The organism is Streptococcus sp. 116-D4, assembly GCF_009731465.1.
Classification (GTDB): domain Bacteria; phylum Bacillota; class Bacilli; order Lactobacillales; family Streptococcaceae; genus Streptococcus; species Streptococcus pseudopneumoniae_E.
In genome coordinates, this window is the sequence record NZ_AP021887.1 from 1,740,247 (window position 1) to 1,755,689 (window position 15,443).

Below are 15,443 nucleotides of genomic sequence, written 5' to 3' on the forward strand. Positions count from 1 at the left end.
TTCTATACTTTTCTACTTTACCTTGCTCTAGAATTTTTAAACTGCTATACTTATAACAGAAAACCCTTCTAAGGAGGTAGCAGATGTCTCATTCCTTTAAAAAATCTCTCCAAAAAGAAATTCTCCATAGAAGCTCTATCGCAGCCTTTATGACCTCTCTTTTATTACTCATTTTACTTTTTGGTTTTTCCTATTTTTTACAAAAGCAACAACTCTCCAAAGACACGAGACAGATTGTCAAACAAGTTCAAGAGATGAAAGAAGCAAATAATGAGCTCCTGACCACTATGAACTATAAAATGATTCCTGGATTTTTGGACGGCAAACACACAGAGAGAGAAGTCTTTAGCTTATTTTACGAGACAAAAGCTAAATTAAAACTTAGTTCTGACCTCATTATCCTAAGTGATACAGGTGAATTACTATTTAGTACTAATCGAAATCATCAAGAAAGTATTTTATCACCCTACTATCTAAAACTGCTCATTCAAAATCCTTCTCAAGATAAAGTTACAGAAAAAATAGCACTCTCTTCAGACAAGCAACACTACACACTCTTTATCAAACCACTACTTCAAAACCAACGAGTTAAGGCCTACACTATTGCTTTCGTAAATGAGAATGATTTCATCTCAAGTTTCCCAATGATCAATTCCAAATACATCATTACCGATAGCTTTGGAAATATGTTTTCCAACAATACAAATCAGTTTACTCGTTCCACTCTTGAAAAATTTGATGAAAAACTCCTACACTCTCGCACCCACTGGTATGTGAATGAACCGCTTATTGTTCAAAAAGAACAAGTCGGTGCTATTTTTTCAATCTATACTTTTCAATCCTTCTTTCCCATTCCTAGCTTACTCGGCTTAGCCTCCGTCCTCACCTTATGTATATTCGTCCTCTACTTCTGGCAAGCAAGACGAATTGCTCATAAAATTGCCACACACAACGCTGTTCCTATTGAAAGTTTGGTTTACCAACTTCAAGAAATTCCCAAACAAGCAGAAAAAAGGCTTTCTCTACAAACAGGTGATGAGTTTGAATTTATGGCCGAAAAAATTAATAATATGTTGTACGAATTAGATCAACTTCATCAAAAAATGTTGACCATCGAAAAAGAAAAGTGGATTTTTGAAAGAAAAATGCTGGAAGCTCAGTTCAATCCTCATTTTCTCTACAATACACTTGAAACGATTAAAATCACTTCTTTAATGGATGCAGCTCTCACACAAGACCTGATTCAAAATCTCACGCGCATTCTTCGCTACAGTATCACGGATTTAGAAAAAGAAACAACCATTTGTCAGGATTTGAAGATTTTAGAGGATTACCTTATGATTCATAAGATTCGTTTTGAGCACTTTTCTTATGATATTGTCTGTCCAGAAACTGTTGATAATCAGCCTATTCCTAAACTTTTCTTGCTTCCTCTAGTAGAAAATGCTATAAAATATGGGATGCAATACCGTATTGATCTTCATATTGATATCCAAATTACCTTGGAAGCAGATTCTCTAACTTTTTTAGTCAAGGATAATGCTGGAGGACTCACAAAACAAGAGCGACTCGCTATTTTAGACTCTTTAGAAAGCCCTCATACCCAGCATGGCATCGTTAACAGCTACAAACGATTGAGCAATTTCTTTTCTGATGTCCAGCTAGATTTAGGAGTCAATCGCCAAGGAGAAACTTGGGTCAAATTTATAACGAAAGGACTAACTCATGTTTAAGCTCATTATCGTAGAAGACGAACACCTCATTCGAAAATGGCTAGAGATTGCCGTAGACTACTCTGCCTTAGGTATCCAAGTCGTAGGAACTGCCAGTCACGGTCAAGAGGGAATGAAACTCATCCAAGAAAAAGAACCTCATATTGTCTTAACAGACATCACAATGCCAATTATGGATGCTTTTATGATGTTTGAAGCTACTCGTACTCACTCCTATGAAAAAGTTATCTTATCAGGTTATAACGATTTTCAAAATGCCAAAAAAGCCATGCAATATGGGGCAGTTGATTTTCTATCCAAACCAATTGATACCAAGGAATTGACGGAATGTCTTCAAAAAATTGTTTTGCGATTACGAGTTAGCACTTATCAAGAAACTCCTTTTTTAGAAGAGTATCAAACTTTACTCACCTCTATCCAACAAATTGATACACAAAACCAAATCATTCAGCAAATTCTTGAATTTGTTCATCAACACTACTGTATGCACTTTACCATTTCTAGCATTGCAGAGAATCTAGGGTATAGTGAAAGTTATCTATATAAGGTTATCAAAGAAGACTTCCCAATGACACTAAATGAATATATTTTACGCTACCGCCTCAAGCAAGCTATAGATAAAATGGCTGAATCTCCTAACTCTCCCTTAAGCGATATCTCTGAACAAGTTGGATTTTCAGACTATAAATATTTTGCAAAAGTTTTTAAAAAGTATCTCCATATTTCTCCAAAAGAATTAAAACTCATGGATAAAAACCATTGATGTAAAAGGATTGCTCAGCTCAGGCAATCTTTTTATTTTGTACTTTTAACCAATGAAAATCAAAGTGCTACTACTCAAATCATGTCTTTGAGATTGCAGATAAAGGGACGTGTTTTGAAGAGTATTACCATCAAAATCTCAGCTAAAATTCACCCATCCTTGCTCTAGGAACTCATTTCCTATTTTTCGTTTTAGATTTCTTTAAGGTTTTTATTATATCCTGTAGGACTCTACAATTTAAAAACATTAATAATCTAGGTAGAGAAAATGTTCGTAAAAAAAGGAGATACTTATGAAAAAAATACTATTCTTTCTCTCTTGTGGATGGATATTCCTTTCTTTATCAGGATGTTCTTCTCCTATAGAAGCGGAAACTAGCTCTGAAAAAGATTCAGATAACACTTTGGTTGTCTACTCGCCTAACCCTGAAGATCTTATCGAAGAAACAATCCCAGCCTTCGAAGAAAAATATGGTATTAAGGTCGACTTAGTACAAGCCAGCACTGGTGAATTGTTCAAAAAAGCTGAGGCCGAAAAAGAATCCCCTGTAGCTGATGTCATTTTCGGAGGCTCCTACGCCCTCTTCTCTTCTAACGAAAATCTTTTTGAACCTTATATTTCTCAAGAGAACGACCAGATAATCCCTGAATATCAAAATAAAACAGGATTCTACACACCTTACACACTGGATGTCAGTGTTATCATTGCCAATTCAGCCCTTACAAAAGATATTAAAATTGAAGGTTACAATGATCTACTCAATCCTAAATTAAAAGGAAAAATCGCTACTGCTGATCCAAGTAATGCTTCTAGCGCCTTTGCTCAATTAACAAACATGCTTGTCGATCAAGGCGGATACGAAAATGAACAAGCTTGGACCTATGTGAAAAATCTATTTACCCTAGTAGATGGAAAGATTGCATCTAGTTCTTCAAATGTTTACAAAGCTGTCGCCGATGGAGAAATGGCTGTAGGACTAACCTATGAAGATCCTGCCTTAAAACTCTTAAATGATGGAGTTGATGTAAAAGTCATTTATCCAAAAGAAGGAACCGTCTTTTTACCTGGTAACGCGGCTATCGTCAAAAATGCCAAACACATGGAAAATGCCAAGAAATTTATTGATTTCCTCCTTTCTCAAGAAATCCAAGATAAGCTAGGAACTGAAACTACAATTAGACCTATTCGTAAAAACGCTAAAACCAATAAAAATATGAAAGCTATGACAGAAATCAATATTGCCACCGAAGATTCAGATTATGTCATTAAAAACAAATCCGCTATTCTTAAAAAGTACAATGATATTTTTACAGATATCCAATCTAAAAAATAAAATTTGACTTTCCAATGATTAACTGTCAAACCCTACTATAAAATCAAAAAGATTACTTCCGTTTTGTAGAGAATTTTACTCTAATAGAATAGAATTATCAGTTTTAAAAACGCTTACATTGTTTTAAAATAAACTTAAATAACACAACGGAGGTATCCATCATGAAAAAGAAATGGATGTATTATGCTGCTTGCGGACTAGCTCTTTTTGGTCTTGCTGCTTGTTCTTCTAATGATTCTGCCGATGGCGGTTCATCTGATAAAGGAGACGGCGGTTCGCTAGTCGTTTATTCACCAAACTCAGAAGGCTTAATCGGAGCAACTATTCCTGCCTTTGAAGAAAAATATGGTATCAAAGTAGAACTGATTCAAGCTGGTACTGGAGAACTTTTCAAAAAACTAGAGTCAGAAAAAGAAGCTCCTGTAGCTGATGTCATCTTTGGTGGTTCTTATACACAATATGCTACCCACGGAGAACTCTTTGAAAACTATACTTCAAAAGAAAATGATAATGTTATCAAAGAATATCAAAACACAACTGGCTACTCTACACCTTATACACTAGATGGTAGTGTTTTAATCGTCAACCCTGATTTAACGAAAGGGATGAATATCGAAGGATATAGCGACCTTCTCAAACCTGAACTAAAAGGAAAAATCGCAACTGCTGACCCAGCAAACTCTTCTAGCGCCTTTGCTCAATTAACAAATATGCTACAAGCTCAAGGTGGTTACAAAGACGATAAAGCTTGGTCTTATGTAAAAGATCTCTTCACACTTATTGATGGTAAAATCGGTTCAAGCTCATCTGGTGTCTATAAAGCAGTCGCTGATGGAGAAATGGCTGTTGGTCTCTCTTACGAAGATCCAGCTGTTAAACTTTTAAATGATGGAGCTAATATCAAGGTAGTCTATCCAAAAGAAGGAACAGTCTTCCTACCTGCTAGTGCTGCTATCGTTAAAAAAGCGAAAAATATGGAAAATGCCAAGAAATTTATCGATTTTATTATCTCTCAAGAAGTACAAGATACACTTGGTACAACCACTACTAACCGTCCGGTTCGTAAAAATGCCAAAACAAGTGAAAACATGAAACCAATTGACAAAATCAAAATACTCACTGAAGATTATGATTATGTCATCAATAATAAATCAGATATCGTTAAGAAATACAACGAAGTCTTTACAGATATCCAATCTAAACAGTAAAAGAGGTTCACTATGAGTGAGATCAAAATTATTAACGCAAAAAAAATCTATCACGATGTCCCTGTTATTGAGAATTTGAACATTACAATTCCAAAAGGAAGTCTCTTTACCCTTCTTGGGCCTTCAGGGTGTGGGAAAACGACCCTTCTTCGTATGATTGCAGGTTTCAACAGTATCGAAGGTGGAGAATTTTACTTCGATGATACAAAAATCAATAATATGGAACCCAGCAAACGCAATATTGGCATGGTTTTTCAAAACTACGCTATTTTCCCACATTTGACTGTTCGAGATAATGTCGCTTTTGGTCTCAAGCAAAAGAAGGTTCCAAAAGAAGAATTGATTCAACAGACCAACAAGTATCTTGAACTCATGCAAATTGCTCAATATGCGGATCGAAAGCCCGATAAACTCAGTGGGGGACAACAACAACGTGTCGCCTTGGCACGTGCCTTAGCGGTTAATCCAAGTGTTCTCCTCATGGACGAGCCCCTTAGTAATCTGGATGCCAAACTTCGCTTGGATATGCGTCAAGCTATTCGAGAAATCCAACACGAAGTGGGAATTACAACTGTTTATGTGACCCACGACCAAGAAGAAGCTATGGCTATTTCAGACCAAATTGCTGTTATGAAAGACGGGGTGATCCAACAAATCGGCCGACCAAAAGAACTCTATCATAAACCAGCTAATGAGTTTGTCGCAACCTTTATTGGACGCACAAATATTATCCCTGCCAATCTCGAAAAACGGAGTGACGGCGCTTATATCGTCTTTTCAGATGGCTATGCTCTTCGAATGCCAGCTCTTGATCAAGCTGAGGAACAAGCTATTCATGTAAGTATTCGTCCTGAAGAGTTTATCAAAGATGAATTTGGAGATATTGAAGGAACTATTAGCGATAGCGTCTATCTTGGACTGAATACTGAATACTTCATCGAGACAGGCTTTGCCTCAAAAATTCAAGTTAGCGAAGAATCAACTTTTGAAGAAGACCTACAAAAAGGCGATCGTATTCGTCTACGAATCAATACTCAAAAATTAAACGTCTTTTCTGCAGATGGTTCTCAAAACCTGATAAAAGGAGTCAACCATGGAACGTAAAAAACTAAATATTTGGACAGCCTCCTCTTTCTTCATCTTTCTTACCTATCTTGTCTTTCTTGTTTATCCTATCGCTACCGTGCTCAAGCAAGCACTCATACATGAAGGACAATTCTCACTAGCTAATTTTGTCACTTTCTTTAGTAAAGCCTACTACTCTGAGACACTTGTCAACAGTTTCAAGGTTTCCATTACCGCTACTGTCACTTCCTTAGTTGTAGGAACCCTATTAGCTTATCTCTTCTCTATGTATGACTTCAAGGGAAAGAAATTTCTACAAATATTGATTATCATTGCTTCCATGTCAGCTCCTTTCGTAGGAGCCTACTCCTGGATTCTCTTGCTAGGACGAAATGGGGTCATTACTAAATTTCTGACAAATGCCCTTCATCTTCCCGCTATTGATATTTATGGATTCAAAGGAATTGTACTTGTCTTTACACTACAATTATTCCCACTAGTATTTCTATACGTTGCTGGGACAATGAAAAGTATTGACAATTCTCTACTTGAAGCCGCTGAAAGCATGGGGTCCTTCGGATTTAAGCGTATCGTAACAGTTATTTTACCTCTCCTAGTTCCAACCTTACTAGCAGCTGCCCTGCTTGTATTTATGAGAGCATTCTCAGACTTTGGAACACCGATGTTAATTGGTGAAGGATATCGGACTTTCCCCGTCTTGATTTATACTCAATTTATTAGCGAGGTTGGAGGAAATTCTGCTTTTGCATCTGCTTTAGCAATTATGGCGATTATCATTGCCTTGGCAATCTTCCTTATCCAAAAATACATTTCAAATCGCTACAGTTTCAGTATGAATTCGCTCCATCCAATTGAGCCTAAAAAAACTACAAAAGGAAAAATGGTTGCCATTTATGCAACAGTCTACGGAATTATCTTGTTCTCTGTTCTACCTCAAGTCTACTTGATTTATACTTCTTTTCTAAAAACATCAGGTATGGTATTTGTCAAAGGCTATTCTCTAAACAGTTACAAGGTAGCTTTCAATCGTATGGGATCTGCTATTTTCAATACTATTCGTATCCCTTTGATTGCCTTAGTCCTAGTTGTTCTTTTCGCAACATTTATCTCCTACCTAGCTGTTAGAAAACGGAATTTGTTTACAAACCTAATTGACAGCCTCAGTATGGTCCCTTATATTGTACCAGGAACCGTTTTAGGGATTGCCTTCATTTCTTCCTTCAATACTGGCCTATTTGGAAGTGGATTTCTTATGATTACAGGGACAGCTTTCATCTTGATTATGTCCCTATCTGTTAGAAGATTGCCTTATACTATTCGCTCATCTGTTGCTAGCTTGCAACAAATAGCACCAAGTATTGAAGAAGCCGCCGAGAGCTTAGGAAGTAGTCGTCTCAATACCTTTGCCAAGATTACAACTCCAATGATGCTATCTGGTATTATTTCTGGAGCCATCCTATCTTGGGTTACAATGATTTCAGAACTTTCTACTTCTATCCTCCTCTACAATGTCAAAACAAGAACAATGACTGTAGCTATTTATACAGAGGTTCTCAGAGGGAATTACGGTGTAGCCGCAGCCTTGTCAACTATCCTCACTGTTCTAACAGTAGGTTCCTTGCTCTTGTTTATGAAAATTTCTAAAAGCAATAGCATTACACTTTAGTTTTTCCCATCAAAAACAGCCGAAAGGATTACCCTCGGCTGTTTTTCTTATCTTGATATTCCTATCAAATCACTAGTTCATAGCAAGCAAGTCTAAACTGATTAAATAGAAGCTTCCTCCATCTTCTCACGTCCAAGTTGTCGGTAACTGCAGTCACCGACAACTTCTACGCTAAACTGGCCGTCCTCATATTCAAGGATCGTCACGCTACCATTATCGAGACCATGCGGATGCATGCCATTAATCAGATACACAATGGTTCCAATGGTCATTCCATGGCTGACAACGAGAGCGTTGCCACCGCCTTGTTTTTCCATTTCTTTGGCAATCGCTTCAAAACCTTCTTTGATGCGGCCACTGAGTTTTTCCCAACCTTCAGCCCAACCAGCTGTATCGACCTCTACCAAGCCCTCAGCCAGTTCAGCATAAGACAATTGATGAACATGGTCCACATTAAAGATACGAGGGATAATACCCATGAAAAGATCGCCATCATAAGCTCCATCAAAGCTACCAAAACACCATTCTCTGATACGCTTGTCCATGCGATAAGGGATTTTCCCCTGCAAGCCAAGTTCATCAAGGATGATTCCCATTGTCTGGATGGTGCGCCCCGAATCACTGGAATAAGCGCGCTCAAACTGTAGACCAGATTCTCGCAAACCGATTCCTAATTCTTGAATCCCTCGTTCACCTTCAGCTGTTAAGGGAGTATCGCTCCAACCTTGCGCGCGACCAATCGTGTTAAACATGGTCTTGCCATGACGTATCAAATACAATCGTACTTTTACCATTTTCCGTCCTCCGTTTACTTCTATTATATCATGGATGATAAAACAAAAGCCACCAAGACAGGCGACTTTTGCAGGAGATTATTATGAAAAAGTTTAGGAGTTCTATTAAATAAAGATATTAGATGAAAATCAAATTCAAACTAAATCAGTATTATCTGTTTCAAATAATATTAGGAGGTCTTTATTTAATGATTATAGTATACACATCTAACCTTAAATAGAACTTAAAATTTCTCCTATTTTCTTAATTTTTAAAACTATGAATGGGTGCTGGAATTTGTCCTCCACGAGAGATGAAATCGACAGACGAAGCTCCATTGACCTTCATAACAGGTGCAGTACCTAATAGGCCACCAAACTCAATCATATCGCCTTCTTTTCCTTTGGGAATGATACGAACAGCCGTTGTTTTCATGTTAATGACACCAATTGCAGCTTCATCTGCAATCATGGCCGCAATGGTTTCAGCAGGTGTATCTTCTGGGATGGCAATCATATCCAAACCAACGGAACAGATAGCCGTCATGGCTTCTAGTTTTTCCAGATTAAGAGAGCCATTTTGAACAGCAGCAATCATTCCTTCATCCTCTGAAACAGGGATAAAAGCACCAGACAAACCACCAACTTGGTTGCAAGCCATCACTCCGCCCTTCTTAACTTGGTCATTCAAGAGAGCCAAGGCAGCCGTCGTCCCGTGTGTTCCAACTGTTTCTAGCCCCATTTCTTCAAGGACACGTGCAACAGAATCTCCAACCGCAGGAGTTGGCGCCAAACTCAAGTCCACAATACCAAACTCCACACCCAGTCTCTCACTAGCCATCTGACCAACCAATTGACCGATACGAGTGATTTTAAAGGCAGTTTTCTTAACTGTTTCGGCTACTACATCAAAGCTCTGTCCACGAACTTTTTCCAAGGCACGCTTGACCACACCAGGACCAGAAACACCGACATTGATAATAACATCTGCCTCCCCAACGCCATGAAAGGCACCTGCCATAAATGGATTATCCTCAACAGCATTAGCAAATACAACCAACTTGGCTGCTCCCATATCTGATAGATTAGCCGTTTCCTTGATAATGCGTCCCATATCTGCCACAGCGGTCATATTGATACCAGACTTGGTCGAGCCGATATTAACTGACGAGCAGACCTTGTCGGTTTCAGCCAAAGCGCGAGGAATAGAATTGATGAGAATCTCATCGCCCTTTTGGTACCCCTTTTGTACCAAGGCAGAGAAGCCGCCAATGAAATCCACACCGATTTCTTTCGCAGCCCTATCAAGCGCTTTTGCCAGAACCACGTAGTCCGTCGCATCTGTCGCTGCCCCTATCAGAGAGATAGGAGTCACCGATACACGCTTATTAACGATAGGAATTCCCAACTCAGCCGCAATTTCATCACCAACAGCCACTAAATTAGCCGCCTTGGTCGTAATCTTTTGATAAATTTTCTCCGCAGCACGATTGATATCTGGATCGATACAGTCTAATAGAGAAATCCCCATGGTAATAGTTCTGATATCGAAGTTTTGCTCCTCAATCATGGCAATTGTTTCCGTAACTTGTCTAATATCCATGTGCACCTCCTAGATATTATACATAGCTTCGAAAATCGCTGCACTCTGAATATTGATTTTCACATTCAAAGTTTGTCCAAAAGTTTCAAACTCATTACGAAGATAAGTAAAATCTTGCTTTTCATCGCTAGAGACGACAGCCATCATCGTGAAATATTCATCCAAGACAGTTTGAGAGATATCGTCAATATTCAATCCTAATTCTGCAATTTTGCCAGAAACACCTGCAACAATTCCAGATTTATCTTTACCAACAACAGTTATAATCGCTTTCATAAGCAAACTCCAATTCTTCTTTTAATAGGCAACCTGAACATTAAACAGAATTCTTTTCAAATAGTATAGCATAATTCTAACCAAAATACTCAAAAACGCCTGCTTACGAAGTTGTTCTTAAGAAAAAAACAATTTCGTAAACAAGCGTCTACTATCCCAAATTATGATGAGTGTTCCCGCTAGGACCGAAATCCTAGCGGTAGACCAGAGCTAGACTAAGAGCACAAGACTCCATCATCATAACACTCAACAAAATTGATGATTTTATACTAATTCGATGATCGCCATTGGCGCTGCATCACCACGACGTGGTTCAGTTTTAAGGATACGAGTGTATCCACCGTTACGTTCAGCATAACGAGGTGCGATTTCTGAGAACAATTTTTGAAGTGCTGTAGTAGAAGTGTACTTATCAGTTGCTTCATCATAGTTTTCAGATGCGATTTCATTACGTACAAAAGCAGCTGCTTGACGACGTGCATGCAAATCACCACGTTTACCTAGAGTAATCATTTTTTCAACAGTTTTACGGATTTCTTTAGCACGAGCTTCAGTTGTCACGATTGATTCGTTGATCAAAAGGTCAGTTGTCAAATCGCGAAGCATTGCTTTACGTTGAGAGCTAGTGCGTCCTAGTTTACGGTAAGCCATGTATTCCTCCTTTATTTATCTTTTAATCCAAGACCCAAATCAATGAGTTTGAGTTTCACTTCTTCCAAACTCTTGCGTCCAAGATTTCGTACTTTCATCATCTCTGCTTCAGACTTTTCTGTCAAATCATGCACAGTATTGATACCGGCACGTTTCAAACAGTTGTATGAACGCACAGACAAGTCCAGTTCCTCAATCGTACGATCCAAAATACGGTCGTCAGATTCAGTGTCAGCTTCTTTCATCACTTCAGTTGACTTAGCAATCTCAGTAAGATTTGTAAACAAATCAAGATGTTCTGTCAAAATACGTGCTGAAAGCCCTAAAGCATCTTCTGGAATAATTGTTCCATTTGTCAAGATTTCAAGGGTTAATTTGTCAAATCCATCATTGCTACCTACACGAGCAGGTTCCACTTGATAGTTGACTTTTGTAACTGGTGTATAAATAGAATCTACAGCAAGTGTTCCAACTGGTGCATTATCTTTTTTATTTTCATCAGCAGGTACATATCCACGACCACTATTAACAGTCATAGTCGCTTTTAGCGAAGAGCCTTCACCGATTGTAAAGAGATAATGATCTGGATTTACAATTTCAATATCGCTATCTGTCAAAATGTCACCAGCTGTTACTTCAGCAGGACCTTCAACATCCAGTTCGATGATTTTTTCGTCTTCAACGTACGATTTCACTGCAATTCCTTTAATGTTCAGAATGATTTGCATCACGTCTTCACGAACACCTGGAACTGTGTCAAACTCATGTAACACACCATCAATATTGATAGATGTCACAGCTGCTCCTGGTAGAGAAGCTAGAAGTACACGACGAAGAGAGTTACCAAGAGTTGTACCGTAGCCACGTTCAAGTGGTTCGATTACAAACTTGCCATAATCTTTATTTTCATCAATTTTTGTTATATTTGGTTTTTCAAACTCGATCATTTAGTTACTCCCTCTTAAACGAAAAGCAGTGTAATGCGATGATTATACACGGCGACGTTTTGGAGGACGAGCACCATTGTGTGGCACTGGAGTCACATCACGAATTGCTGTTACTTCAAGACCAGCGGCAGCAAGCGCACGAATAGCTGACTCACGACCAGAACCTGGACCTTTTACAGTAACTTCAACTGATTTAAGACCGTGTTCTTGTGCAGATTTAGCAGCAGCTTCAGAAGCCATTTGAGCAGCGAATGGTGTAGATTTACGAGAACCTTTGAAACCAAGAGCACCAGCTGATGACCAAGCAATTGCATTACCATGCACATCAGTAATCATAACAATAGTGTTATTAAATGTAGCGTGAATATGAGCAATACCAGATTCGATATTCTTTTTCACACGACGTTTACGTGTTGGTTTAGCCAAGACTTTTACCTCCTATATTATTTTTTCTTACCAGCAATCGCAACAGCTTTACCTTTACGAGTGCGAGCGTTGTTTTTAGTGTTTTGTCCACGGACAGGAAGTCCACGACGGTGACGGATACCACGGTATGAACCGATTTCCATCAAACGTTTGATGTTCAAGTTTACTTCACGACGAAGGTCACCTTCAACTTTGATTGCATCCACTTCACGACGGATAGCATCTTCTTGATCTGATGTAAGATCACGTACACGAACATCTTCTGAAATTCCAGCAGCAGCCAAAATTTTCTTAGATGTTGCAAGTCCGATACCATAAACATAAGTCAATGAGATTACTACGCGTTTGTCATTTGGAATGTCAACTCCAGCAATACGAGCCATGTTTTCTCCTTTCTATCTTATCCTTGACGTTGTTTGTGTTTTGGATTTGCTGGGCAAATTACCATAACACGACCATTACGACGAATAACTTTACAGTATTCGCAAATTGGTTTGACCGATGGTCTTACTTTCATTTCTTATCCCTCCAAGTTTTTCGATTATTTAAAGCGGTAAGTGATACGTCCACGTGTCAAGTCATATGGACTCATTTCGACAGTAACACGATCTCCCGCTAAAATACGAATATAGTTTTTACGAATTTTACCAGAAACTGTTGCTAAAATCTGATGTCCATTTTCAAGTTCAACCGTAAACATTGCATTCGGCATTGTATCAACTACTTTGCCTTCAACTTCAATCACATCGTCTTTTGCCACGCAAAAGCACCTCCATAAATTTCGATTCGATGCCTCTAGACACAGAGACAACAATTATAAGTCAGACTATCTCAGTATAACATTTGTAGCGGATTTTTGCAAGTGTGAAAAACGCTTTATTTCAAATTTGTCAATACTTTTTCGATATCTGAGAAAACATCATTGATATCTTGATTACCTTCGATGTCATGAACCAAACCTTTGGCACGGTAGTGAGCAATGATTGGTTCTCCTTGAGCAATATTGACATCCAAACGACGTTTGACTGTCTCAGGCTTATCATCTTCACGTTGGTAGTAATCTTCTTCTTTATAGTCAACTGGTGGGTTAAAGACCTTGTGGAAAGTTTCTCCAGTTACGCGGTGGATGATACGGCCACTCAAACGTTCCAATAAGCTGTCTGGATTCACTTCAATGTTGATGACACCTTCTAGTTCAATGCCAAGTTCAGCCAATGTTTTGTCCAAGGCATGAGCTTGTTCGATTGTACGTGGGTAACCATCCAACAAGAATCCTTTTTCTTTAATATCATCTTGTGAAAGACGTTCTTTTACGATTCCATTTGTAACTTCATCAGGAACCAATTCCCCCTTGTCAATGTATGACTTAGCAAGAACACCCATTTCAGTTTGATTTGCCATAGCAGCGCGGAACATATCACCTGTTGAGATATGTGCAACATGGAATTGTTCTACGATTTTTGCTGCTTGAGTTCCCTTACCTGCACCAGGTAAGCCCATAATCAAAAGATTCATGATTTGATCTCCTTATTTTATTTTTAAATAGAAGCAAAAAATCTTTTCACTCCTGTTTAAAAACAAAATAGAAGAGGGGAGACCGAACTCTCACAAATGTTAGAGTTAAACCTCCACTCCCTCAGTATTTACTGATTCAGTAAATACTTTTATTCTGTTCTGTCCATGAAACCAACATACTTACGTTTTAATAGGTAACCTTCCAATTGTTTGATCCCTTCAATACCTGTAGAGATAATGATCAAAAGACTAGTTCCTCCAAAAGCAACTGCCTCTGAAAGTCCGAAAACATCTTTTGCTACGATCGGTAAAATTGAAATCACCCCAAGGAAGAGAGAACCAACAGTTGCAAGACGACGAAGAAGTTTAGACATATATTCTTCTGTACCTTTACCGGGACGAACCCCGTGGATATAGGCACCGCTCTTTTGTAGGTTTTCTGCCGCTTTTTCAGGATTAATCTGTACAAACGTATAGAAGAATGTAAAGAGAATAATCAACAAAGCATACATAGCAATACCAGTTGGTGAAGTTGTTGCCAGCATTTCTTGTGCTGTTCTTACCCAAGCCCAATCATGACCTGTAGCGCTCAAAAACTGAAGAATAGCCGCAGGCGCTGCCGTAATCGAACTGGCAAAGATAACAGGGATAACTCCAGCAGGGTTTACCTTCAAAGGAAGGTAAGAGCTAGATGGAGCACCTTGTGCAACCTTAGTATATTGGATTGGAATTTTGTATTCTGCTTGTTGAACATAAGTTGTAAAATAAATGATCAACAACACAGTAATAATCAAAATAATTACGAAAATGATAGATGAGTTGATACGGCTACTTGGGACATTCACAAAGTAGTCCACATAGATGCCCTGAATCATCTCTGGAATTGAGGCAACAATCCCGGCAAAGATAATCATAGAAACACCATTTCCGTATCCCTTATCTGTAATTTGCTCTCCCAACCACGTCACAATCATACTACCAGCTGTTAAGATGATACCAATCATGATAAAGACTTGTGGAGTAAGAGCCGTTTTCAACAATTGAGCTCCAGCCAAAGTATTAAAACCAGCTGTAATCCCGATAGATTGCACAAAAGCAAGAACTAGAGCAATATAACGAGTAGCTTGATTTAATTTTCTTCGACCTACTTCCCCTTGTTTACCCCACTCTACAAACTTAGGTAAAATATCCATTTGCAAGAGTTGGACAACGATAGAGGCCGTAATGTAGGGACTAACACCAAGAGCAAAAACTGAGAAGTTTTTCATGGCATTCCCTGACACCAAGCTCAACATGTTTAAGAAGGATAATCCACTTAAAGCATTCAAGCTATTGGCATTCACACCAGGAACTGTAATGCTAGTTCCGATACGAAAGACCAAAATGATAAAAATTGTGAATAAAATTTTTGATCGAACCTGCTTAACTTTAAGAGCTTCTATTAATAATTTAAAAAACATAGG

The 15,443-nt window shown here is 38.5% G+C and carries 17 protein-coding genes; 6 read left to right on the forward strand and 11 right to left on the reverse strand.

Annotated features, from left to right (window positions below):
* Positions 1 to 83: 83 nt before the first annotated feature.
* From UKS_RS08625 to UKS_RS08650, 6 genes are all read left to right on the forward strand, one after another.
* Positions 84 to 1,733 carry a sensor histidine kinase gene (locus UKS_RS08625; RefSeq protein WP_156012758.1) on the forward strand — a complete coding sequence of 550 codons (1,650 nt, stop codon included), beginning with the start codon at positions 84 to 86 and terminating at the stop codon, positions 1,731 to 1,733.
* Complete coding sequence (locus tag UKS_RS08630; protein ID WP_156012761.1) at positions 1,726 to 2,496, forward strand: response regulator transcription factor; 771 nt, start codon at positions 1,726 to 1,728, stop codon at positions 2,494 to 2,496. Before UKS_RS08625 ends, UKS_RS08630 begins: the two co-directional genes overlap by 8 nt.
* A gap of 292 nt (positions 2,497 to 2,788) precedes the next feature.
* The gene (locus UKS_RS08635) at positions 2,789 to 3,829 is read left to right on the forward strand and encodes an ABC transporter substrate-binding protein (RefSeq protein WP_156012763.1); all 1,041 of its coding nucleotides are present in this window, start codon (positions 2,789 to 2,791) and stop codon (positions 3,827 to 3,829) included.
* Positions 3,830 to 3,990: 161 nt separating this feature from the next.
* Positions 3,991 to 5,037: an ABC transporter substrate-binding protein gene (locus tag UKS_RS08640; RefSeq protein WP_156012765.1), complete on the forward strand. Its 1,047-nt coding sequence runs from the start codon at positions 3,991 to 3,993 to the stop codon at positions 5,035 to 5,037.
* 12 nt (positions 5,038 to 5,049) lie between these two features.
* On the forward strand, positions 5,050 to 6,141 hold the full coding sequence (locus UKS_RS08645; RefSeq protein ID WP_156012767.1) for an ABC transporter ATP-binding protein: 1,092 nt from the start codon (positions 5,050 to 5,052) through the stop codon (positions 6,139 to 6,141).
* Entirely contained in the window at positions 6,131 to 7,789 is a 1,659-nt protein-coding gene (locus UKS_RS08650; RefSeq protein WP_156012769.1) for an ABC transporter permease, read from the forward strand. Before UKS_RS08645 ends, UKS_RS08650 begins: the two co-directional genes overlap by 11 nt.
* A gap of 101 nt (positions 7,790 to 7,890) precedes the next feature.
* Here the strand turns inward: UKS_RS08650 and UKS_RS08655 are convergent, their stop codons facing one another.
* From UKS_RS08655 to secY, 11 genes are all read right to left on the reverse strand, one after another.
* Entirely contained in the window at positions 7,891 to 8,583 is a 693-nt protein-coding gene (locus UKS_RS08655) for a histidine phosphatase family protein (protein ID WP_156012771.1), read from the reverse strand.
* A 244-nt stretch (positions 8,584 to 8,827) separates the two neighbouring features.
* Positions 8,828 to 10,165 carry a PFL family protein gene (locus UKS_RS08660; RefSeq protein WP_156012772.1) on the reverse strand — a complete coding sequence of 446 codons (1,338 nt, stop codon included), beginning with the start codon at positions 10,163 to 10,165 and terminating at the stop codon, positions 8,828 to 8,830.
* A 9-nt stretch (positions 10,166 to 10,174) separates the two neighbouring features.
* Complete coding sequence (locus tag UKS_RS08665) at positions 10,175 to 10,441, reverse strand: ACT domain-containing protein (protein ID WP_000644126.1); 267 nt, start codon at positions 10,439 to 10,441, stop codon at positions 10,175 to 10,177.
* 264 nt (positions 10,442 to 10,705) lie between these two features.
* Positions 10,706 to 11,092 carry a 50S ribosomal protein L17 gene (gene rplQ / locus UKS_RS08670; RefSeq protein WP_000331493.1) on the reverse strand — a complete coding sequence of 129 codons (387 nt, stop codon included), beginning with the start codon at positions 11,090 to 11,092 and terminating at the stop codon, positions 10,706 to 10,708.
* An 11-nt stretch (positions 11,093 to 11,103) separates the two neighbouring features.
* On the reverse strand, positions 11,104 to 12,039 hold the full coding sequence (locus tag UKS_RS08675) for a DNA-directed RNA polymerase subunit alpha (protein ID WP_000568988.1): 936 nt from the start codon (positions 12,037 to 12,039) through the stop codon (positions 11,104 to 11,106).
* Between the two features lie 42 nt (positions 12,040 to 12,081).
* Entirely contained in the window at positions 12,082 to 12,465 is a 384-nt protein-coding gene (gene rpsK / locus UKS_RS08680) for a 30S ribosomal protein S11 (protein WP_001118385.1), read from the reverse strand.
* A 17-nt stretch (positions 12,466 to 12,482) separates the two neighbouring features.
* Positions 12,483 to 12,848, reverse strand: a complete 366-nt coding sequence (gene rpsM / locus UKS_RS08685; protein WP_000090781.1) for a 30S ribosomal protein S13 — start codon at positions 12,846 to 12,848, stop codon at positions 12,483 to 12,485.
* Between the two features lie 17 nt (positions 12,849 to 12,865).
* Complete coding sequence (rpmJ, locus tag UKS_RS08690; RefSeq protein ID WP_001808836.1) at positions 12,866 to 12,982, reverse strand: 50S ribosomal protein L36; 117 nt, start codon at positions 12,980 to 12,982, stop codon at positions 12,866 to 12,868.
* A 24-nt stretch (positions 12,983 to 13,006) separates the two neighbouring features.
* Positions 13,007 to 13,225 carry a translation initiation factor IF-1 gene (infA, locus tag UKS_RS08695; protein WP_001029883.1) on the reverse strand — a complete coding sequence of 73 codons (219 nt, stop codon included), beginning with the start codon at positions 13,223 to 13,225 and terminating at the stop codon, positions 13,007 to 13,009.
* A gap of 116 nt (positions 13,226 to 13,341) precedes the next feature.
* Positions 13,342 to 13,980, reverse strand: coding sequence for an adenylate kinase (locus UKS_RS08700; RefSeq protein ID WP_049495536.1), 639 nt, complete (start codon positions 13,978 to 13,980; stop codon positions 13,342 to 13,344).
* 149 nt (positions 13,981 to 14,129) lie between these two features.
* Positions 14,130 to 15,440, reverse strand: a complete 1,311-nt coding sequence (secY, locus tag UKS_RS08705; protein WP_156012774.1) for a preprotein translocase subunit SecY — start codon at positions 15,438 to 15,440, stop codon at positions 14,130 to 14,132.
* Positions 15,441 to 15,443 lie beyond the last annotated feature (3 nt).

Coding starts and splice junctions, on each gene's coding strand:
- UKS_RS08625 (WP_156012758.1), top strand. CDS start 84: ATGTCTCATTCCTTTAAAAAATCTCTCCAAAAAGAAATTCTCCATAGA.
- UKS_RS08630 (WP_156012761.1), top strand. CDS start 1,726: ATGTTTAAGCTCATTATCGTAGAAGACGAACACCTCATTCGAAAATGG.
- UKS_RS08635 (WP_156012763.1), top strand. CDS start 2,789: ATGAAAAAAATACTATTCTTTCTCTCTTGTGGATGGATATTCCTTTCT.
- UKS_RS08640 (WP_156012765.1), top strand. CDS start 3,991: ATGAAAAAGAAATGGATGTATTATGCTGCTTGCGGACTAGCTCTTTTT.
- UKS_RS08645 (WP_156012767.1), top strand. CDS start 5,050: ATGAGTGAGATCAAAATTATTAACGCAAAAAAAATCTATCACGATGTC.
- UKS_RS08650 (WP_156012769.1), top strand. CDS start 6,131: ATGGAACGTAAAAAACTAAATATTTGGACAGCCTCCTCTTTCTTCATC.
- UKS_RS08655 (WP_156012771.1), bottom strand. CDS start 8,583: ATGGTAAAAGTACGATTGTATTTGATACGTCATGGCAAGACCATGTTT.
- UKS_RS08660 (WP_156012772.1), bottom strand. CDS start 10,165: ATGGATATTAGACAAGTTACGGAAACAATTGCCATGATTGAGGAGCAA.
- UKS_RS08665 (WP_000644126.1), bottom strand. CDS start 10,441: ATGAAAGCGATTATAACTGTTGTTGGTAAAGATAAATCTGGAATTGTT.
- rplQ (WP_000331493.1), bottom strand. CDS start 11,092: ATGGCTTACCGTAAACTAGGACGCACTAGCTCTCAACGTAAAGCAATG.
- UKS_RS08675 (WP_000568988.1), bottom strand. CDS start 12,039: ATGATCGAGTTTGAAAAACCAAATATAACAAAAATTGATGAAAATAAA.
- rpsM (WP_000090781.1), bottom strand. CDS start 12,848: ATGGCTCGTATTGCTGGAGTTGACATTCCAAATGACAAACGCGTAGTA.
- rpmJ (WP_001808836.1), bottom strand. CDS start 12,982: ATGAAAGTAAGACCATCGGTCAAACCAATTTGCGAATACTGTAAAGTT.
- UKS_RS08700 (WP_049495536.1), bottom strand. CDS start 13,980: ATGAATCTTTTGATTATGGGCTTACCTGGTGCAGGTAAGGGAACTCAA.
- secY (WP_156012774.1), bottom strand. CDS start 15,440: ATGTTTTTTAAATTATTAATAGAAGCTCTTAAAGTTAAGCAGGTTCGA.